Raw genomic sequence first — 18,753 nt, forward strand, 5'->3', positions numbered from 1 at the left:
TCCGCGGGACGACGCGGATGCCGGGCCGTGCACCGCGCCGCTCGATGCCCGATCCGCAGCGCGCGTCCAATCCGATCCCGCGCCCCTTCCGGACAACCCATCGTGCGAAAGCCGCACTGAAGGAAGGAAGACACTCATGCGTACCAACCTGAAGCGGAACCTCGTCATCGGCTCGACCGGCCTCGCCGCCGTGGCCCTCACCGCGGGCTTCGCCCTGCCGGCGAGCGCTGCCGACACCGAGACCACGACCACAGACACCGCGACCGCCACCGAGGCGTTCACGGACTTCCTGAACTCCCAGGACGCCCTCCAGACCTGGGTGACGGACACTCTCGACGCCCGTGACGTCGCCTCGGGCGACACCGAGGGCGGCGACGTCTCGACCGGCGGCGTCGACGTCGGCGGCCTGGTCGACGGCCCGCTCGTCGGCGACATCTCCACGGGTGACATCGGCTCCGGCAACGACGCTCCGATCGGCTCCGGCAACCAGGCCCCCCTCGGCTCGGGCAACGACGTGACCGCGCCCCTCGGCTCGGGCAACGAGACCTCCGTCGACGCTCCGGTGAACTCGGGCAACGAGGTCGGCTCGGGCAACGAGGTCGGCTCGGGCAACGACGCCGAGGCGAACGTCGGTGACGTGGGCGCCGAGGTCGGCGACGTGACGGGCGACCTGGGCGCCGAGACCGGCGACATCGTGACCGATGTGACGACCGACGTCGACGACGCCGTGGGCGATGTCTCGTCCGACGTGAACGACCTGGTGGACGGCATCCTCGGCGACTGATCGCCCGCGGGGAGGCGGACCGTCTGTCACGCCTCCCGACCAGCGCCGGGGTCCCGCGGTTCGACCGCACCGGGACCCCGGCGCTGTCGCGTGCGCCGGGACGACGAGGTCAGCGCATCGTGTCGAGGACGCCGACGAGGTCGGCGAACGACGTCCGCGGATTGAGGATCGCGAAACGGGCGTTCGTCCGCCCGGCATGGCTCGAGGGGGTCACGAACGCGTACTGGTCGTCGAGCAGCCGCTGGGACCAGCGGGCGTACTCCGCCCTGTCCCATCCGCGGCGCTCGAACACGACCACCCCGAGCTGCGGCCGCCGGACGAGCTCGAGCTCGTCGCGGGAGTCGATCTCCTCGGCGATGCGCGATGCCAGTTCGATGGAGGCCGTGATGGCGTCCCGGTACACGGCTGCGCCGTAGGTCGCGAGGGAGAACCACAGCGGCAGTCCGCGGGCGCGACGGGTCAGGTGGGCCGCGAAGTCGGAGGGGCTCCAATCGCTCGTCTCGGTGAGCGTGTCGAGGTATTCGGCGTGCTGCGTGTGGGCACGCCGCCCCAGCTCCGGATCGCGGTAGATCAGTGCGCAGGCGTCGAACGGCGCGAACAGCCACTTGTGCGGGTCGACGATGAGCGAGTCGGCGTGCTCCACCCCGGCGAAGAACGGGCGGGCGACGGGCGAGAGCATCGCGGCGAGCCCGTAGGCGCCGTCCACGTGCAGCCAGACGCCCGCGGCGCGTGTCACCTCGGCGATGGATGCGAGGTCGTCGACGATCCCGAAATTGGTCGACCCGGCCGTCGCGACGACCGCGAACACGCTGTCGCCGTGCTCGTGCAGCGCGGCGCGGACGGCGTCGCCGTGCAGCACGCCACCGGCATCCGGCGCGACGAGCACGATCTCGACGTCCATCACCCGCGCGGCGGAGGCGATGGACGAGTGGGCCTCGGCCGAGCAGACGACCCGCCACCGATCGGGGCGGATGCCGCGCTCCCGCGCCGTCTCGCGTGCGGCGACCAGGGCGGAGAGGTTGCCGAGGGTGCCGCCCTGCACGAAGACGCCGCCCGCGCCCCCGGGCAGACCGAACTCGGCGGCGAGCCAGCGCAGCACCTCGTTCTCCGCGTGCACGGCGCCGGCGCCCTCGAGCCACGACCCGCCGTAGAGCGCGCTCGCCGAGACGACCAGGTCGAAGGCGGCGGCGGCCTTCGACGGCGCGCTCGGGATGAACGACAGGTACCGCGGGTCGTCGGTCGTGATGCAGGCCGGCGCGAGCACGTGCTCGAAGACGCCGAGGGCCTTCCGAGCGCCGATGCCCTCCTCGCTGACGGTGCGTCCGGCGAGCCGCGACAGCTCGGCCGGAAGCAGCGGCTTGTCGAGCGGGACGTCCTCCGCGAGCAGGCGCTCGCGCGAGTAGTCGAGGACGAGGTCGACGATCTGGCGCGTCTCGTCGGTCACGGCGTGCATGCGGGCGGGCTGGGAGGTCATGAGGTCACTTCTTTCCGGGGGAGGGGCGGTGTCCGCGGCGGTGGGCAGCGGCGCGGCCGCAGGCGCTCGAAGGCGGCGGCCCACCGCAGCAGCGGGGTGTCGGTGTAGGCGCGGCCGGCGAAGGTGAGCCCGACCGGCATCCGGGTGTCGGCCATCATGCCGAGCGGGACCGTGACGGTCGGGATGCCGAGGTGCCGGATCGCGAGGTTGCCGTTCGCCACCCACACCCCGTTGCGCCAGCCGGCATCGGCGGAGGCGGGCTCCACGTCCATGTCGGCGGGGGCGATGTCGGCGACCGCGGGGAAGACCACGGCGTCGAGGCCGAGCCCGTCCATCCACTCCTCGAGGTCGACGCGTCGGGTGCGCTCGAGTCCCCGCAGTCCGTCCGCCAGTTCCGGCATGTCGTCGAGGGTGGCACCCGGATGCCGCCTGATCCAGTCCGGGTAGTCGGCGATGTCGTCGTCGAAGCCGGTGTAGCGGTCGGGCAGTGCGCCCGGCGGCGGCGGGAAGATCGCCGCGCCGTCGACGGCGGCGAGCGTATCGAGCGCGGGGTCGCCGTTCGCCTGCAGGAAGTCCTCCCACGCCCACGCGGACAGGTCGACGATCTCGCGGCGCAGGTACGCGGGCGGGACGAGCCCGCGTGTGGCGACGGTGGGCGCGTCGGCGCGATCGCCCTCGTAGTTGGTGATCACCGGGAAGTCGACCTCGACGACGGTCGCGCCGGCGGCCTCGAGATCGGCGTGCGCGACCCGCCATAGGTCGAGGATCGACGCGCGCGTCCGGATGCGCTCGCCGGTCGGGCCGCCGATGCCGGTTCCGGTGCCGGCATCCGGATCCCGGCCGATGTACATGCGCGGGACGCCGATACGGAGGCCGTCGAGATCGGCGTCGGCCGCCAGCGCCGGGTACGAGATCGGACGGACGGCGGATGCGGCGGGGACCTCGATCCACGGCTGCCGGCGCCAGAAGTCGCCGCGGACCTCGGGATCGTCCGCGACGATGACATCGAGCACTTCGAGCAGGTCCGCCATGGTGCGGGTGTGCGGGACGACGACGTCCATGGTCGGCACGAGCGGCCAGTTGCCGCGCACCGAGATGACGCCCCGCGAGGGGGTGTAGGCGCAGAGGCCGTTGTTCGACGCGGGGCCGCGGCCGCTCGACCACGTCTCCTCGCCGAGCCCGAACGCGGCGAAGCTCGCCGCGGTGGCGGTGCCGGAGCCGTTCGACGACCCCGAGGCGAACGGCGCGGTCAGGTAGCCGGCGTCGTACGGACTCTCGGCCCGGCCGTAGAGACCGCGCTGCATGCCGCCATTGGCCATCGGCGGCATGTTCGTCAGGCCGAGGCAGATCGCCCCGGCATCCCGGAGCCGCTCGATCGTGAACGCGTCTCGCTGCGCGACCAGGTCGGCGAACGCCGGCGACCCCGCCGCGGCGGTGAGCCCGCGCACCAGATAGCTGTCCTTCGCCGTGTACGGGATCCCGTCGAGGGGACCGCGGACGTCGCCGCGCGCGCGTCGGGCATCGGATGCCGCCGCCTCCGCTCGGGCGCCCGGGTTGCGGACGATCACGGCGTTCAGAGCGGTCGACGAGCCCGGCTCGTCATAGGCGGCCATCCGGGCGAGATAGGCGTCGACGAGGTCGACGGCGGTCGCCTGTCCCGTCTCCAGGGCAGCACGCAGGTCAGCGATCGACGCGTCGGCGACCTCGATCACGGCGCCGCCTCGCCCCGGCCCGTGGCCGCGGCGCCCGGCGTCGCGGTCACGCGGTCACCGCCGGCTGCTGCTGGGTGATGCAGTGGATGCCGCCGCCGCGGGCGAACAGGGGGCGTGCGTCGACCGTCACGACTTCGCGGCCGGGATAGGCCTCGGCGAGGATCGCGCGGGCCTGTGCATCGGCCTTCTCCTCGCCGAAGCCGCACGCGATGACGCCGCCGTCCACAACGAGGTGGTTCACGTAGCTCCAGTCCACCGGGCCGTGCGCGTCGGTCAGGGTCTCGGGCGCGGGGAGGGCGACGATCTCGAAGCGGCGACCGGCGGCGTCCGTCTGGCCCTCGAGCTCGGTGCGGAGCTGGGCGGTGACGGCGTGGTCGGGGTGCGCGGGGTCGCGCTGGTCGTGGAGCAGGATGCGGCCGGGCGAGGGGATCGTCGCGACGATGTCGACGTGTCCGTTCGTGCCGAAGTCGTCGTAGTCGCGGGTCAGGCCACGGCTCAGCCAGACGGCGCGCGTCGCGCCGAGCGTGCGGGCCATCTCGGCCTCGACGCGCGTGCGGTCGGCGAACGGGTTGCGGCGGGGGTCGAGCTGCACGGTCTCGGTGAGCAGCACCGTGCCCTCACCGTCGACGTGGATGCCGCCGCCCTCGTTGACGAGGACGGATGAGACGAGCTCGGCGCTCACCTCGGCGGCGATGAGGCGGGCGTGCGCGGCGGAGTCCTGCCACTGCGCCCAGTCCGGGGCACCCCAGCCGTTGAAGATCCAGTCCACGGCGCCCAGGACGCCGGGTCGCTCGTCGTCGACGACGAAGGTGGGGCCGTGGTCCCGCATCCAGTACTCGTCGACGGGCGCCTCGAGGAGGGGCACCTCGCCGGGCAGCATCCGGCGGGCTCGGGCGGTCTCGCTCGGGTCGACGACCATCGTGACCGGCTCGAAGCGGGCGACGGCGGCAGCGACGGCCGCCCAGGTCGCGTAGCCCTCGTCGCGGTCGGCGGCGGTCTCGCCAAGGGTGATGCCTTCGCGGGGGAACGCCATCCAGGTGCGCTCGTGCGGGGCGGTCTCGCTCGGCATCCGCCAGGCCATGGCGTCCCCCTCGGGTGTCGGGTAGCTTATTGATCGTTTGATCAACAACGGAAGGCTATCGACGCGATGACACAGACGTCAACCGTCCGCCGGACCCGCAAGACGCCGGCCGAACGCCGCGACGAGATCGCGGCCGCGGCGCGGGAGATCGCGCTCGAGGACGGCCTCGACGCGGTGACCCTGCGGGCCGTCGCGGCGCGCGTCGGCGTCGCGCCCGGCCTCGTCGCCCACCACGCGGACGGCATGGACGCGCTCGTGGCCGAGGCCTTCGGCGATGTCGTCGCCGAGGAGCTCCGCGCCGTGCTGGCCGCGATGCGGGTGGCGGATGCCGCGGCGACACGTCTCGGCATCCTGCTCGACACCGTCTTCGGCGAGGAGCCGAGCGCCGTCACCCTCGTCTGGGTGCAGGGCTGGGCGCTCGGCACCCGCAACGAGGAGCTCGCCGTGCGCGTGCGTGCCGAGATGGACGCGTGGCAGCGCGCGCTCGCCGCGGAGATCGACCGCGGGCGCGAGCGCGGCGAGTTCGGCGCCGTCGACGCCGACGCGATCGCCTGGCACCTGCTCGCGATCATCGACGGCCTCGGCGCCCAGGGACTCGTCCGGTGGCGCGCCGACCCGTCCCGGACAGACCTCACCCGCCGCGCGATCGCCGCGCTGCTCAACGTCCCCGCCCACGCGCTGCGCACCTGACCCCCGCGCCGTCGCCGTCGCCTCGACCCGAACCGCTGGTATCCGAGCGGGATGGATGCCGCCTGCGTCGGGTCGCCGGCTCATCGGCGGTCAGTCGGGGCGCGAGATGTCGAGGGTGACGAAGTTGGTGCCGGGAACGGGGCGGACCTCGAACGTCGCCCCGTCCAGCGTGCCGGGCGGGAGGTCGAAGCGCTCCTCGAGGGCGCCCCGGCTCAGTCGGCGCAGCTCCGCCGCCTCGCCGGCGGGCGCGAGGAACTCCATGTCGCCGCTGCTCGTCTGCCCGTACGCGTCCGGGTCGTCCTGGCCGATGGCGTCCTCGTAGAGCTCCTCGACGATCTGCCCGGGGATCTTCTTCGGGGTGCCGAGCACGTCATCCAGGATCTCCCGCGGGGTCTCCCGCACCGCTTGTCCGACCGAGGCCCCGAGGTCCTGTGCGACGTTGTAGTCCGGCGCGGCGTGGCGGCCGGTGCGGCCGAGCTGCTCGAGTCCGCGCGTGACGTCCGTCAGCATGTCGTACTTCTTCGCGTGGCTGGTGACCGGTGCGTCGCGCCGGTGCCGCCCGGCGTCGGCGGTGTTGCGTCGGTCCGTGCCCCGGATCCGCTCGGCGTCGGCGCGGTGCTTGCCGCCGCGCTTGCGGAACGCGCCTCCGAACCCCTTCTTGAACTCGCGGCCCGCGCCGTCGACGGCATCGACGATGTCGCGCATGAGCTTCTTCATGGTCATGTCAGTCCCCCGAGATCTGCAGGTTGGCGAGATCGGCGAGGAGGCGGTCGGTGCGGTCCTCGATGCCTGCGGCTTGCGCGTCCATCTCGTCGGCCGCGGCCTCCAGCGCGTCGAGGTCGGCCTCGAACTCATCCACGTCGCCGATGGCGCCCTCCACGACGGGAGCGTCCAGGAGGGCCATGACGATCACCGGGACCTGCTCGGCGAGCGGCTCGACAGCGAGAGGCAGCACCTCGTTGATCACCTGCTCGATCGTCGCCTCCATGGCCATGGAGAGGAGCTTCTTCCGTGCGAGCAGCAGCACCGCCGCGCCGCCCGCGCCGAAGGGCCCCGCGGCGAGCAGGGGGACGAGCTGCATGAGGGTCAGGGTGACCTCGGCGATGACCTTGATCTTCATCGCGAGGACGATGCCACCGGCGATGTCGATCCCTGTCGCTGCGGGGCCGAGCACATCGAGGAGCTTCTGCATGTTGTCGGAGCGGTTGCGGTTCCACCCCTCGACCTGCGCCGTGCCGGCGTTGCCCTGCAGTGCGGTGGCGAGGTCGCCGTTCACACGGCTGTCGACGGTCTGGATGATCGACTCCATGTCGTCGCGGTAGCCGCGCACGAGGTCGGCCGCCTTGTGGACCTCGTCTTCGTCGATGTCGGGCCATTCCAGCCCCATCTTGTCCATGATCCAGATCAGCTCATTGGGCAACATCATCCCCACGGGTACCACCTCCGCCGTCGACAGTAGTGAGGCACACCCCCGACCACCATGGGGAGAACGCCCCATCGCGCGCGACCCGCTGCGACGTCTCGACCCGACGGGAACGGCGGTCATCCCGATGGAATGGATGCCGTTTGTGTCGCGTCGGCGGGGTCAGCGGCCGGCGATGAGGTCGGCGATGCGGGCGACAGGCGAGGTGCACTCGCTCCCGCTCACGTAAACCTTGCGCAGGGTCTCGTGCACCGCCCACACCGTGGCGGTCCCCGCCGCCAGCCGGCCGATCGTGCCCGGCCGCAGGACGAGGGGCGGCTGCGATCCATCCGGGAAGGTCACCGTCGCGCTGCCGGAGAGGACGACGAAGACCTCGTCCGCCTCGATGTCCGTCGAGACGCCGGCCGTGTGCTCCCAGACGCCGATGCCGTCGACCAGGTCGACCCAGCCGGCCTCGGGCGCCCCGTCGACCACCTGCTCGGCGGGAACCGGGGCGAGCGGGATCTCGAGCTGCGCGGCATCCACCGTGGTGCCCGGATGCAGCATCACGAGTCGAACCCGAGCCCGAGCGCGTCGAGCGTCTTGAGCAGCGCGTTGCGGCGTCCGCCCCGGTGGTCGGCCCGGTCCAGGGACCAGCGCGTCGCCTGGATGCCGACCGCCGCCAGCGGCTCGGGCGGGAAGGGCAGCGGCCGCCGCCGCACCATCTCGAGCTCGGTGCGTTCGGTCTGCTCGCCGGTCAGCAGGTCGAGCATGACGTCGGCCGCGAACCGGGTGGAGCCCACGCCGAGCCCGGTGAAGCCGGCCGCATACGCCACCCGCCCGCGCCGGGCGGTGCCGAAGAAGGCGGTGAACTGCGTCGAGGTGTCGATGGCGCCGGCCCAGCGGTGCGTGAAGCGGAGCCCCTCCAGCTGCGGGAACGTCGTGAAGAAGTGCGACGCCAGTCGCCGCCACGAGGCGGGGCGGTCCTCGTAGGCGGGGTCGACGCGACGACCGTAGTGGTAGACCGCGTCATAGCCGCCGAACAGGATGCGTCCGTCCCGGGTCGGCCGGTAGTAGTGGAACTGGTTCGCCAGGTCGCCGATGCCCTGCCGGTTCTCCCAGCCGATCGCGGCCCACTGCTCCGCCGTGAGGGGCTCGGTCATGAGGACGTAGTCGTACACCGGCACCGTCATGAGCCGATTCCGCCCGAGCAGCGACGGGAAGACGTTGGTCGCGAGGACGGCATGGTCGGCCTCGACGCGGCCGTGCTCGGTGACGACCGTGACCCCGCCCGAGGCCGGTGTCTCGATCCCGGTCGCACGCGAGCGCTCGACGATCTCGACGCCGCGCTCCTCGCACGCCCGGGCCAGTTCCGCCGCGAGCCGTGCCGGGTGCACGAGCGCCGACGAGTCCTTCTCCCACACCCCGCCGAGGTAGGTGGGGGAGTCGACCTCCCGCCGCACGGCGGCTTCGTCCAGAAGCACGATCCCCCGGTCGCCCTCCGCCGCCCACTCCGCCAGCCAGGCGAGCTGATGCGGTTCGACGGCCGGCGCGAGCTGACCCGTGCGCTCGAACTGCACGTCGATGCCGTACTCGGCCTCGGCGGCGCCGATGGCGTCGAGGTTGGCGCGACCGAGGCGCTCGAGGGTCGGCATCTCGTCGGGCCACCGGGCGGTGCCGTTCTCGGCGCCGTGGGTCAGGCTCGCCTCGCAGAACCCGCCGTTGCGGCCTGACGCCGCCCAGCCGACGCGGTTCGCCTCGACCACCACGACGCGGCGCCCCGGATCGCGGGTGACCGCCAGCAGGGCGGTCCACAGGCCCGTGTAACCGGCGCCGACGATGACGAGGTCGGTCGTGACCGTCCTGCGCAGCGGCGGCCGGTCCGGCCGGAGCTCCGCCGGAAGGTCCTCCGTCCAGAACACCGCGTGCCGGCTGCCGTCGAGGCTCTGATCGACGACGGCCGCAGCGGGTGCGTGCCGCTCGAAGACCGTCGAATGGCCGCTCATGCGTCGCTCGCCGGGCAGACGCGCCCGTCGATCGGTGCGTCGGGTGCGGTCGTCACAGGTCGGGGCATGCTCGCCATTCAATACCGCCGGTTTCGCCGCCCGCAATGGCCGGGAGTGAAACCGTAGGCTCGGAGGATGACCGACGGATCCTCGCCCCTCGTCTCGCCCGTCGACCTGGCGGCCCTGCTCCGGAGCGGCGGTGTCGCCGTGCTCGATGTGCGCTGGCGGCTGGATCAGCCCGACGGGAGGTCGGACTACGAGGCCGGGCACGTCCCCACCGCCGTGTACGTGAGCCTCGACGACGAGCTCGCCGCGCACGGCGAGCCCGCGGACGGGCGGCATCCGCTTCCCGCGCTCGCCGACCTGCAGACCGCGGCGCGGCGCTGGGGGATCGATCGGGGTCAGACGGTCGTGGTCTACGACGACTGGCGCACGTTCGGCGCGGCGCGCGCGTGGTGGGTGCTGACGGATGCCGGCATCGCCGACGTCCGCATCCTGGACGGCGGCCTCGCCGCCTGGCGAGAGGCCGGCCTGCCGCTCGAGACCGGCGCCACCGTCCCCGCGCGGGGAGACGTCGCCCTCACCCCCGGTCACCTGACGCGCATCGACATGGACGAGGCCGCGTCGCTGCCCGAGACGGGGACGCTGCTCGACGTCCGTGCCCCCGAGCGCTACCGCGGCGAGGTCGAGCCGCTCGATCCCCGCGCCGGTCACATCCCCGGCGCCGTGAACGCGCCGACGGACGGCAACGTGACGGAGGCCGGCCGGTTCCGCCCGGCCGACGAGCTCCGCGCCCGGTACACGGAGCTCGGGATCTCGCCGGGCGCCGCCGTCGGGGTCTCGTGCGGCTCCGGCGTGTCCGCCGCGCAGACCGTGGTCGCCCTCCGGATCGCGGGGGTCGAGGCGGCGCTGTACCCGGGCTCGTGGAGCCAGTGGGCGAATCACCCGGACCGTCCGGTCGCGACCGGCGATGCCCCCTGACCGCATCCGTAGTTGAATCGGAGGATGCGAGCCACCTACCTGTTCGGACCCGGCGACGTCCGCGTGATCGATGCTCCCGAACCCCGGATCGAGCAGCCGACCGACGCCGTCCTCCGCACGCTCGTCGCGTGCGTCTGCGGGAGCGACCTGCACCCGTACCACTCCGCGCAGCCGAGTGAGCACGGCCGGGCGATGGGCCACGAGATGGTCGGCGTCGTCGAGGAGATCGGCGCCGAGGTGACCACCGTGGCACCGGGGGACGTCGTGATCGTGCCGTTCGTGTTCTCCTGCGGCGTCTGCGACTTCTGCCGCGAGGGCCTGCAGACCTCCTGCCGGGTCGCCGGCCTGACGGTCCCGACCGGTGCCGGCGGCGCGCAGGCGCAGTACCGCCGCATCCCGTTCGCCGATGGCACCCTCTATCGGGTCGACGTCGCGGTCGACGACGAGCGGATGCCGGGCCTGCTGACGCTCAGCGACGTGTACGGGACCGGCCATCATGCCGCCGTGACCGGCGGTGCGGCACCGGGGAAGGACGTCGTCGTCGTCGGCGACGGCGCGGTCGGGCTGCTCGCCGTGCTGTCGGCACGTCGGCTCGGCGCCGAGCGGATCATCCTCATGGGTCGGCACGAGGCTCGGACCGACCTCGGCCGCCGGTACGGCGCGACCGACGTGGTCGCCGCGCGGGGCGACGCCGGCGTCGAGGCCGTCCGCGATCTCACCGGGGGCGACGGCGCCCACGTGGTCATCGACGCGGTCGGCCACCTGCCGGCGTTCGAGCAGGCGCTCGGCGTTGTGCGCGCGGGCGGCACGGTCGCCCGGGTCGGCGTGCCGCAGTACTCCGACGGACCGATCGGGCGCGAGCAGTTCGGCCGCAACGTCACGATCACCGGCGGCGTCGCGCCCGTCCGCGCGTACATCGACGATCTGCTCCCGGGCGTTCTGGACGGTACGGTCGATCCCGGGGCCGTCTTCGACCGTGAGCTGCCCCTCGATGACGCCGCCACCGGGTACCGCCTGATGGACGACCGCGCTGCCCTGAAAGTGATGCTCCGCCCGTGACCTCTTCCCCTCGGCCCGCCTCGGGCACCCCGTATCCGATCCGCTCCGGCGCCTACGAGGCCGAGATCGCCTCCGTCGGGGCGACCCTCCGCGCGCTGCGGCACGACGGCCGCGACCTGATCCTCTCCTTCGACGCGGACGAGGTGCGCCCGGACTACCGCGGCTCGACCCTCGCGCCGTGGCCCAACCGCATCGTGGACGGGACCTACACCTTCGCCGGCGCCGAGTACGCGACCGCGCTGACCGAGCCCGAGCGCTCGCAGGCCCTGCACGGCCTCGCGGCCTGGCTCGACTTCGCGCTGGTCGAGCGGTCCGAGAGCGCCGTGACCCTCGCCGCCACGATCGAGCCGCAGACCGGGTACCCGTGGCGGGTCCGCGTCGAGACGACCTTCGCCCTGTCCGCCGACGGGCTGACGCAGACGGTCCGGGCCCGCAATGAGAGCGCGAGCGCCGCGCCGTACGGCACCGGTCCGCATCCGTACCTCGTGGCCGGCCCCGCCCCGCTGGACGAGTGGACGCTGACGCTGCCCGCGGCATCCGTCCTCGAAGTCACGGCCGACCGCCTCAGCCCGGTCGCCCTCCACCGGGTGACCGATCACGATCCCGACCGCTTCGACCGCCGCAGCCCGCGGCCGATCGGCGACGTCCAGCTCGACCACGCGTTCAGCGGGATCGAGCGCGATGCCACCGGCACCGCCGTGCTGCGCGTGACCGACCCCTCGGGCGTGGGCGTCGAGGTGAGCTGGGGTGCGGAGTGCACCTGGGTGCAGGTGTACACGGGCGACAAGCCCGACGGGGCCGCGAACCCCGCGCATCGCCGAGGCATGGCCGTCGAGCCGATGACGTGCGCTCCGGACGCGTTCAACACGGCGGAGTACGACTTCGACACCGGCCTTCTCACGATCGAGCCGGGCGGCGAGGTCGCGGCGTCCTGGCGCATCGGGGCGATCCTCGCCTGACGGTTCGTACGATGGGACGATGACGCCGTCGTCCTCCGCCCTGCCCCGGTCCGCTCCGTCCGCGCAGGGGGTTGATGCCGGGGGCGTCAGCCGGCTGCTCGACGCGGTCGCCGCGGCGGGCATCGAGCTCCACAGTCTCATGGTGCTCCGCCACGGGCATGTGGTCGCGGAGGGATGGTGGGCGCCGTACGCGCCCGACCTGCCGCATCTCGTGTACTCGCTCTCGAAGACGTTCACCTCGGCCGCGGCGGGCCTCGCGATCGGCGAGGGGCGCTTCGCGCTCGACGACCGGATGGTCGACCACTTCCCGGACCTGGTGACGGATGCCACCGACGAGAAGTACTCCCGGTATCTCGTCCGCCATGCCCTCTCGATGGCGAGCGGGCACGAGCAGGAGACGCTCGACCGCGCGGCCGCCGCGGCGCCCGCGCACGGCGGTGACCTCCTCGCGGGTTTCTTCGCGATCCCGCCGGACCGCGAACCGGGAACCGTCTTCTGCTACAACCAGCCGACGATCTTCGGCGTGGCGCGGCTCGTCGCCCGCACGAGCGGCGAAGGCCTGCTCGACTACCTGGGGCCGCGACTGCTCGGCCCGCTCGGGATCGACGAGGCGCAGTGGATGATGATCGACGACGTCGAGATGGGCTTCTCGGGTCTCCACGTGCGTACGGAGTCGCTCGCGAAGACCGGTCAGCTCATGCTCGACCGCGGCCAGTGGGGCGGCGAGCAGCTGCTCGACCCGGACTGGGTGGACGTAGCGACCTCGGTCCAGACCCCGAACGACACCGGCGACCGGGCGGCGGGCGGCGCCGAGCCGATCGACTGGCGGCAGGGGTACGGGTTCCAGTACTGGAACAGCCGGCACGGCTACCGCGGCGACGGCGCGTACGGCCAGTTCGTCCTCGTGTGGCCCGAGGAGGACGTCGTCGTCGTGACGACCGCCGAGACGGTCGACATGGCGGGCCTGCTCGACCTGCTGACCGGGCACCTCGTCCCGGCGATGGCGGGCGGCGGTTCCCCCCAGGCCGACGAGGTGCTCGCCGACCGGCTCGCGCGGCTCGCCCTGCCGCTGCCCGGCGACACCACCGCCCCCTTCGCCCGGGACGCCGACATCCTCGCCCCGGCGCTGCCGCCCGGACCGTTCACGAGCGGCGGCCCGGTCCCGGGCGCCGACCGCCTCGAGGTGGCGGAGACGGCCACCGGCTGGTCACTCCGCCTGACCGGCGCCGACCTCGACGTCACCCTCCCCGTCGGGCGCGGCGCCTGGGCGGCGGGGGAGTGGCCCGCCCCGGCGGCCGGTCTCGACCCGGTGCCCTTCCGCTGCGCCGGAGGGGTGGGCGCGGACGGCACCTGGCGTGCGCAGCTGCGGATGATCCAGACCCCGCACACACTGGAGGTCGAGGTCGGACCTCGCGGGCCGGCGCGGCTCCACTGGCGGTTCCCGCCGCTCCGTGGCGACGGTCCCGCCGGGCACGCCCTGCCGTCACGTCCCTGACCGGTCGATGCCGAAAAGCCCCTGGGCTCCGTCGGCGGGCCCCGGCTAGACTCGGGGCGAGGTGTCAGAGTGACGGAGAATAAGCGGGTACGAACCCGGGACGTCGTCGCCGAGGGGCTCTACATCGCGTCGGCGGCGACGCGTTTGGCGTTGAAGAACCGCATCCTCATCCACATCCTGGCCGAGGGCGACGACTTCGATCCCGATCACTTCGTCGGCGATGCCCGCGAGACGCTGCTGACGCTCGCGGCGGAGGCCGAGGCCGACGCGGAGCGCACCGAGCGCGAGCGCAAGGCGGCGCGGAACCGCTACTCGGATTCCAGCGGCACCCACGACTACCGGCGTCGCGACGTGCGCAACCTCAAGCAGCGCCAGAAGCAGTCGCTGCACGTCGCCCGGGAGCTGCGGGAGCGCGCCGAGGACACCGAGGAGCTGCGCAAGCTCATCGCGGATGCACGGGATGCCGCATGGGCGGAGGTCTCGAAGAACATCGACCGATCGCTGCGGATCGCCGCCGCCCGTCCCGACCTTGACGCCGACTACGAGCGGATGCGGGGTGCGAGGATGCAGGCGCTGCGTCTTGTCGACCTGCCGAAGCTGCGGGCGCACCGACGCAGCGTCGCGAAGCAGCAGGCGCTGCGCGCCGACGGGACGGAAGCTCCCCCGGTCGAGAACGCCGATCCCGTCGCCGTCCAGCTCGACGAACTGGAGTGACACCTCGATTTCTGGTCCGGCCCGACGTGCTGTATTCTGGTCCTTGGCCCGGAAGACGGGCCGGGCGCCCGTAGCTCAATGGATAGAGCATCTGACTACGGATCAGAAGGTTAGGGGTTCGAGTCCCTTCGGGCGCACACTGTGTTGAGACAGTAACCGATCGAAAACCCGCGGATCTCCGCGGGTTTTCGTGGTTTCTGGGGAAGTGGCGTCGTCTGATTCCGGTATCGACGCCCGAATGCTCCATGTGTGTGTGATTTCGCGGCCCGCGAGCTCAAGGGCCCCCCTACTCAAGCCCGATCAGAGCGCAGGTGTGCACTAATCGGCGTGGAGTCGATGGCCACGAAGGTGCTCGATCGTCGCGCCCTCATCGGGCGCAAGATCGGACGGGCTCTACGGGCACGGAATCGCCGGCAAGCCGGACCATGCAGCGCAGCGGATTGAGCGAACGATGCTCGACCGGCCAACGCGCAGCTGCGGCCTGATGGTGCCGTCGTGTCCGTATGGGGTTGCACCCCCGAGGCTGTAGCTTGACTTCGTGACCGACACGCCCTCAACATCGACCAACAGTTCGCCGACAGCCAATCTGGGCTCGCCTGTTGACCAGATCGACATCGACGAGCCGGGACTTCTGACTCCGGAAGAGGAAGAGGCGGCGCTAGAAGCCGAGGGTGACGCGGAACCCGTCGGCTACCAGGGAACCGACTTTGACGCGGAAGGTTTAGTGCGGCGGCTGGATCGCGGGGACATCCTTATCCCGAGTTTCGGGCATGGAAACCGGGACGTTGAGCTCGCGTCGTTCCAGCGCAGCTTCGTCTGGACAAAGCCGCAGATGGATCGCTTTATCGAGTCGTTGCTGCTCGGCTTCCCCATCCCAGGCATCATGCTCGTTCAGCAAGCTGACAAGCGGTACCTCGTGTTGGATGGCCAGCAGCGCCTGCGCACGCTTCAGGCGTTCTACGAGGGAGTGCATCGCGACCGGGTTTTCGCGCTGGACAATGTCGCCGAAGAGTTTCGTGGCCTGACGTACAAGACGTTGACGCCCGAACGGCGCCGAACGCTGGACAACACCTTCATTCAGGCCACGATCGTGAAGACGGACGGGAGCGAGGGCTCCCAGGACTCGGTCTATCAGATCTTCGAGCGACTCAACTCGGGAGGGACGCAACTCACACCCCACGAGATCCGAATTGCGCTGTACCCCGGCCCGTTCGTCGACTTCTTGGGCGAGCTGAACGAGATCCCGGCCTGGCGGAACATCTACGGCGCGGTTTCACCTCGCGTACGCGATCACGAGCTCTTGCTCCGCGTGATCGCGCTGTATGTGAGTTCTGCCGAGTACTTCCGTCCGTTGAAGCGGTTCCTGAACACCTTCCTGGGGCGGCATCGACGGATGGACAAGCTTCCCGCTGATGACCTCCGCGGGTACTTCGCGGCGGCAATCACCGCGCTCGACGCCGCTGACGGCCGCGAGTACCTGAGACCCCCAAGGCAGCGCCTGAACGTAGCGACGTTTGACGCAGTGGTAGTTGGCGCCATGCGTCGTGTCGCAACTGGGAAGCCAATTGACGAGGAGGTGGTCAGGCATGCACTCGATGTCCTGAAGGCGGATCCGGAATTCGACCGGGCTACATCCACCCAGGCAGACACGGAAGAGAATGTGCGTACCCGCCTACGCATCGCGACGGCGGTGTTCACTCAGTAGATGACGGGGAACATGAGGTGGCCCCCAGCAGAGCTTCGGAGGCTTGAAAGCGCACTCGACGAACTTGCCGTCGCAGTTCGGGACCGCCCACAGGAGCGATCGGACGACGAGCAGGTTTGGCTAACCCACTTCCTCGTCGTAAGGGCATGTGGCTACGTCGAGCAGGTCATGTACCGATGCTCAATTGATCACCTGGAGCAGAAGTCTGGCGGGACCGCTCGTTCGTACTCGCTCTCGTGGCTCGGTCGAAGCATCAACCCGTCGGTCAAGAACATCGGCGATACGCTCGGACGGTTCGACCAAGGCTTCGCGGACGAGTTCGAAGCGATGCTCTCGGCCAATGACAATCAGCTCGCCCGCGACCTAGGCGCACTTGTCACAAAGCGCCACGCGATCGCCCATGGGACGAACGAGGGCCTTGGCACTCAGCGGACCCTGGCGCTTTATCAGGTCGCGAAGGACGTCGCTGACTGGCTGATTCTTCGCTTCTGTCCTGACCCCGCTCGCGCTAGCACTTTCGCAAGGTGACCAATCCCCGTCGACGGTGTTCACGGAACAGCTCGAAGTGACTCAGAAGGTGATAGGCCGCCCGCCGGCGGCGGCAACGGCCAGGAGCGTCTCTGACATGATGGCCGCATGACCGCGGACGGCTTCGCCCCCTGGCTGCGCGAGCAGCCGTCGCTGTCGGGATCCGCACCCCCGCTCGACCTCGAGGCGCTCCCGGCGGACCCGGCCGAGCTCTTCGTCGCGTGGATGCGCGAGGCGGCTGACGCGGGGGTTCCGGAGCCCCACACCGCGACGCTGTCGACCGTCGACGCCCACGGGCTTCCGGATGCTCGCACCCTCATCCTGAAGGACGTGGGGAGGCGCGGGTGGGCGGTGGCGGGCCCGCGGTCCTCGGCCAAGGCCGCGCAGCTCGCGACGAACCCGGCCGCGGCGCTCACCTTCTGGTGGCAGCCGGTGGTCCGCGGCGTCCGCGTGCGCGGCCCGGTCGTCGAAGCCCCGGCTGCGGAGAGCGCCGCCGATCTCGCCCAGCGCTCCGCGGCTGCCCGGCACGGCATCGCGCCGGGCGAGTGGGTGCGGTGGTGGATCGCCGCGGACCGCGTCGAGTTCTGGCAGGGCGCGCCCGACCGGCGTCACACCCGGGTCGTGTACGAACGAGCCGGCGACGGGTGGGCTCGGACGGTGCTCCCGGCCTGAACCGCGGCTCAGGCCCGCGGCGTGACGCGCACCCAGCGGAACCCGCACGGAGGCAGGACGAGCCCGCCGGACAGGTCGACCTCGACGTCGTCGACCAGGTCGTGCGCGATCGCCATGAATCCCGACAAGGTGTCCGCATCGACGGGTGCCGGGGTGGTGGCGACGTTCCCGAGCACGAGGACCAGGGCGACGTCGCCCGGTCGCTGGTAGCCGACGATCGACGGTTGCGGCACGTCGAACCCGATCACGCGCGTGCCGCCGAACTCCGGCGTCGCCTGCCGCACGGCGATCAGCTTCGTGAGCGCGGCGAACGTCCGCCCGGCTGGCGTCCCGGCATCCGTCCGCTGCGCGTAGCGGTCGCGGGGCTTCTGGCCGCGGTGGATCCAGCGCGGGTCGTCTCGTCGGCCGGGGTCGTCGGAGGAGGTGGGGTCGTTGAGCTGCGCGACGTCGTCGCCGAGCCAGAGGAGCGGGACGCCCGGGAGGCTCAAGGCGAGCGCGTGCGCCAGCACCACGCGCGACTCGCCGAGCGGGTCACCGGCCTCGATGCCGGCGAGCGAGGCGGTGGTGCCCGCGACGCCGCCGGCGACCGGGACGCCGCGGCCGAAGCTCGACCCGTCGGTGTAGAAGGCGGTGAGCCGATCGGCGTCGTCCTCGTCCGCCCAGCGCAGCGCGTCGGCATCCCGCACGGCCGTGACCGTGAGCGATCCGTCGCGCGCCTCGACCGCGCGCTGCAACGGGCCGGCATCCGCCGTGGCGAGGGACCGCCAGAGCTCCGTCGACCCCGATGGCTCCGGGAGCACCGCGACGCCGGGCGTCGCGACCGCGAGGAGAGGATCGAGGAGGGCCGCCACCGCGCGGTCGGCGACGAGGAACGCCTCCACCCCGTGATTGGCGAGGAAGAAGAGATCCGTCACCAACGCGACCGGGTCTCCGCTTCCTGCGACGTCGACGTCGACCGCGAGGGCGATGCCGGCCAGGCGCAGCGCCGCGGCGACGTCGCTCAGCCGGTCGAGGCGCCCGAGGCCCGGGTCGATCCGGCGGAGGTCGGGTGTCCCGTCGTCGGCGGTCGCGAACGGGGACTGGACGTGCAGCAGGGTGACACCGAGCTCGCGGAGGTAGGGGATCTCGTCGCGCAGTCCCGCCAGGTTGCCGGCGAACCGGTCCGCGAAGCACGAGGCGCCCAGTGTCGCGGGGGACGCGAGCACGTTGCCGGCAGCGCGGCGCTGCCCGTGCACCTTCAGGTCGAGCGATCGCGAGCTCCACGCCGCGGATGCCGCGACGACCATCGCCTGCAGCTGCTCGGTCCCGACGTGCGCGTCCGCTGCCGCGGCGTGCAGATCGGGGAAGTGCTCATCGAGCCGGGCGAGGAAGGTGTCGTCGGGATGAGCGGCCGAGACCAATGCGTCGAGGACGGCCCCGCGGTCGTCCTCGACCGTGCCGATGCTGCTCATGGTGTTCACCCTCCCTGCACCTCAGACTAGAGGCAGGCTC

General features: G+C 71.9%; 18 protein-coding genes and 1 tRNA gene. 11 read left to right on the top strand and 8 right to left on the bottom strand.

Annotation, left to right across the window (positions count from 1 at the left end):
* Nucleotides 1-136: 136 nt before the first annotated feature.
* The gene (locus tag AB3M83_RS03800; RefSeq protein ID WP_412945257.1) at nucleotides 137-784 is read left to right on the top strand and encodes a hypothetical protein; all 648 of its coding nucleotides are present in this window, start codon (nucleotides 137-139) and stop codon (nucleotides 782-784) included.
* A gap of 109 nt (nucleotides 785-893) precedes the next feature.
* On the opposite strand, the gene AB3M83_RS03805 is transcribed toward AB3M83_RS03800, so the two are convergent.
* The 3 genes from AB3M83_RS03805 to AB3M83_RS03815 are packed head-to-tail and all read right to left on the bottom strand — an operon-like array spanning nucleotide 894 to nucleotide 5,051.
* Nucleotides 894-2,258 carry a pyridoxal phosphate-dependent decarboxylase family protein gene (locus AB3M83_RS03805; protein ID WP_412945258.1) on the bottom strand — a complete coding sequence of 455 codons (1,365 nt, stop codon included), beginning with the start codon at nucleotides 2,256-2,258 and terminating at the stop codon, nucleotides 894-896.
* The gene (locus AB3M83_RS03810; RefSeq protein ID WP_412945260.1) at nucleotides 2,255-3,970 is read right to left on the bottom strand and encodes an amidase; all 1,716 of its coding nucleotides are present in this window, start codon (nucleotides 3,968-3,970) and stop codon (nucleotides 2,255-2,257) included. Before AB3M83_RS03810 ends, AB3M83_RS03805 begins: the two co-directional genes overlap by 4 nt.
* Nucleotides 3,971-4,016: 46 nt before the next feature.
* Nucleotides 4,017-5,051 carry an agmatine deiminase family protein gene (locus AB3M83_RS03815; RefSeq protein WP_412945975.1) on the bottom strand — a complete coding sequence of 345 codons (1,035 nt, stop codon included), beginning with the start codon at nucleotides 5,049-5,051 and terminating at the stop codon, nucleotides 4,017-4,019.
* Nucleotides 5,052-5,117: 66 nt separating this feature from the next.
* On the opposite strand from AB3M83_RS03815, the gene AB3M83_RS03820 reads away from it, so the two are divergent.
* On the top strand, nucleotides 5,118-5,741 hold the full coding sequence (locus AB3M83_RS03820; RefSeq protein WP_412945262.1) for a TetR/AcrR family transcriptional regulator: 624 nt from the start codon (nucleotides 5,118-5,120) through the stop codon (nucleotides 5,739-5,741).
* A gap of 90 nt (nucleotides 5,742-5,831) precedes the next feature.
* Here AB3M83_RS03820 and AB3M83_RS03825 read toward each other — a convergent pair whose 3' ends face one another.
* The 4 genes from AB3M83_RS03825 to AB3M83_RS03840 form a co-directional block, all read right to left on the bottom strand.
* A complete protein-coding gene (locus AB3M83_RS03825; RefSeq protein ID WP_412945264.1) occupies nucleotides 5,832-6,464 on the bottom strand; it encodes a hypothetical protein in 633 nt (210 codons plus the stop codon).
* Between the two features lies 1 nt (nucleotide 6,465).
* Nucleotides 6,466-7,167, bottom strand: a complete 702-nt coding sequence (locus AB3M83_RS03830) for a WXG100-like domain-containing protein (protein WP_412945265.1) — start codon at nucleotides 7,165-7,167, stop codon at nucleotides 6,466-6,468.
* Between the two features lie 159 nt (nucleotides 7,168-7,326).
* On the bottom strand, nucleotides 7,327-7,710 hold the full coding sequence (locus AB3M83_RS03835) for a cupin domain-containing protein (RefSeq protein ID WP_412945976.1): 384 nt from the start codon (nucleotides 7,708-7,710) through the stop codon (nucleotides 7,327-7,329).
* Nucleotides 7,710-9,149 (bottom strand): NAD(P)/FAD-dependent oxidoreductase, encoded by a 1,440-nt coding sequence (locus tag AB3M83_RS03840; RefSeq protein ID WP_412945266.1) that lies wholly within the window; start codon nucleotides 9,147-9,149, stop codon nucleotides 7,710-7,712. Before AB3M83_RS03840 ends, AB3M83_RS03835 begins: the two co-directional genes overlap by 1 nt.
* A gap of 135 nt (nucleotides 9,150-9,284) precedes the next feature.
* Between AB3M83_RS03840 and AB3M83_RS03845 the strand changes: the two genes are divergently transcribed.
* The 9 genes from AB3M83_RS03845 (at nucleotide 9,285) to AB3M83_RS03885 (ending at nucleotide 17,262) form a co-directional block, all read left to right on the top strand.
* Entirely contained in the window at nucleotides 9,285-10,130 is an 846-nt protein-coding gene (locus tag AB3M83_RS03845) for a sulfurtransferase (RefSeq protein WP_412945268.1), read from the top strand.
* Nucleotides 10,131-10,154: 24 nt separating this feature from the next.
* A complete protein-coding gene (locus AB3M83_RS03850) occupies nucleotides 10,155-11,189 on the top strand; it encodes a zinc-binding dehydrogenase (protein WP_412945270.1) in 1,035 nt (344 codons plus the stop codon).
* A complete protein-coding gene (locus AB3M83_RS03855) occupies nucleotides 11,186-12,148 on the top strand; it encodes an aldose 1-epimerase family protein (RefSeq protein WP_412945271.1) in 963 nt (320 codons plus the stop codon). The genes AB3M83_RS03850 and AB3M83_RS03855 overlap by 4 nt, the downstream gene beginning before the upstream one ends.
* Nucleotides 12,149-12,167: 19 nt before the next feature.
* A complete protein-coding gene (locus tag AB3M83_RS03860) occupies nucleotides 12,168-13,643 on the top strand; it encodes a serine hydrolase domain-containing protein (protein ID WP_412945273.1) in 1,476 nt (491 codons plus the stop codon).
* Nucleotides 13,644-13,712: 69 nt separating this feature from the next.
* The gene (locus AB3M83_RS03865; protein WP_412945274.1) at nucleotides 13,713-14,357 is read left to right on the top strand and encodes an asparagine synthase; all 645 of its coding nucleotides are present in this window, start codon (nucleotides 13,713-13,715) and stop codon (nucleotides 14,355-14,357) included.
* Between the two features lie 64 nt (nucleotides 14,358-14,421).
* Nucleotides 14,422-14,494, top strand: a tRNA-Arg gene (locus AB3M83_RS03870).
* 401 nt (nucleotides 14,495-14,895) lie between these two features.
* Nucleotides 14,896-16,062 (top strand): DUF262 domain-containing protein, encoded by a 1,167-nt coding sequence (locus tag AB3M83_RS03875; protein WP_412945275.1) that lies wholly within the window; start codon nucleotides 14,896-14,898, stop codon nucleotides 16,060-16,062.
* Entirely contained in the window at nucleotides 16,063-16,590 is a 528-nt protein-coding gene (locus AB3M83_RS03880; RefSeq protein ID WP_412945276.1) for a HEPN domain-containing protein, read from the top strand.
* A gap of 108 nt (nucleotides 16,591-16,698) precedes the next feature.
* Nucleotides 16,699-17,262: a pyridoxine/pyridoxamine 5'-phosphate oxidase gene (locus tag AB3M83_RS03885; RefSeq protein ID WP_412945277.1), complete on the top strand. Its 564-nt coding sequence runs from the start codon at nucleotides 16,699-16,701 to the stop codon at nucleotides 17,260-17,262.
* 8 nt (nucleotides 17,263-17,270) lie between these two features.
* On the opposite strand, the gene AB3M83_RS03890 is transcribed toward AB3M83_RS03885, so the two are convergent.
* The gene (locus AB3M83_RS03890) at nucleotides 17,271-18,713 is read right to left on the bottom strand and encodes an alpha-amylase family protein (RefSeq protein ID WP_412945278.1); all 1,443 of its coding nucleotides are present in this window, start codon (nucleotides 18,711-18,713) and stop codon (nucleotides 17,271-17,273) included.
* Nucleotides 18,714-18,753 lie beyond the last annotated feature (40 nt).

It is taken from the genome of Microbacterium pasadenense (assembly GCF_047246565.1).
Classification (GTDB): domain Bacteria; phylum Actinomycetota; class Actinomycetes; order Actinomycetales; family Microbacteriaceae; genus Microbacterium.

Excerpts from the sequence above, each read along its gene's own strand:
- AB3M83_RS03820 (WP_412945262.1), top strand. The coding sequence starts at position 5,118 with ATGACACAGACGTCAACCGTCCGCCGGACCCGCAAGACGCCGGCCGAA.
- AB3M83_RS03840 (WP_412945266.1), bottom strand. The coding sequence starts at position 9,149 with ATGAGCGGCCATTCGACGGTCTTCGAGCGGCACGCACCCGCTGCGGCC.
- AB3M83_RS03885 (WP_412945277.1), top strand. The coding sequence starts at position 16,699 with ATGACCGCGGACGGCTTCGCCCCCTGGCTGCGCGAGCAGCCGTCGCTG.
- AB3M83_RS03800 (WP_412945257.1), top strand. The coding sequence starts at position 137 with ATGCGTACCAACCTGAAGCGGAACCTCGTCATCGGCTCGACCGGCCTC.
- AB3M83_RS03860 (WP_412945273.1), top strand. The coding sequence starts at position 12,168 with ATGACGCCGTCGTCCTCCGCCCTGCCCCGGTCCGCTCCGTCCGCGCAG.
- AB3M83_RS03850 (WP_412945270.1), top strand. The coding sequence starts at position 10,155 with ATGCGAGCCACCTACCTGTTCGGACCCGGCGACGTCCGCGTGATCGAT.
- AB3M83_RS03845 (WP_412945268.1), top strand. The coding sequence starts at position 9,285 with ATGACCGACGGATCCTCGCCCCTCGTCTCGCCCGTCGACCTGGCGGCC.
- AB3M83_RS03880 (WP_412945276.1), top strand. The coding sequence starts at position 16,063 with ATGACGGGGAACATGAGGTGGCCCCCAGCAGAGCTTCGGAGGCTTGAA.
- AB3M83_RS03825 (WP_412945264.1), bottom strand. The coding sequence starts at position 6,464 with ATGACCATGAAGAAGCTCATGCGCGACATCGTCGATGCCGTCGACGGC.
- AB3M83_RS03805 (WP_412945258.1), bottom strand. The coding sequence starts at position 2,258 with ATGACCTCCCAGCCCGCCCGCATGCACGCCGTGACCGACGAGACGCGC.
- AB3M83_RS03890 (WP_412945278.1), bottom strand. The coding sequence starts at position 18,713 with ATGAGCAGCATCGGCACGGTCGAGGACGACCGCGGGGCCGTCCTCGAC.
- AB3M83_RS03830 (WP_412945265.1), bottom strand. The coding sequence starts at position 7,167 with ATGATGTTGCCCAATGAGCTGATCTGGATCATGGACAAGATGGGGCTG.
- AB3M83_RS03835 (WP_412945976.1), bottom strand. The coding sequence starts at position 7,710 with ATGCTGCATCCGGGCACCACGGTGGATGCCGCGCAGCTCGAGATCCCG.
- AB3M83_RS03815 (WP_412945975.1), bottom strand. The coding sequence starts at position 5,051 with ATGGCCTGGCGGATGCCGAGCGAGACCGCCCCGCACGAGCGCACCTGG.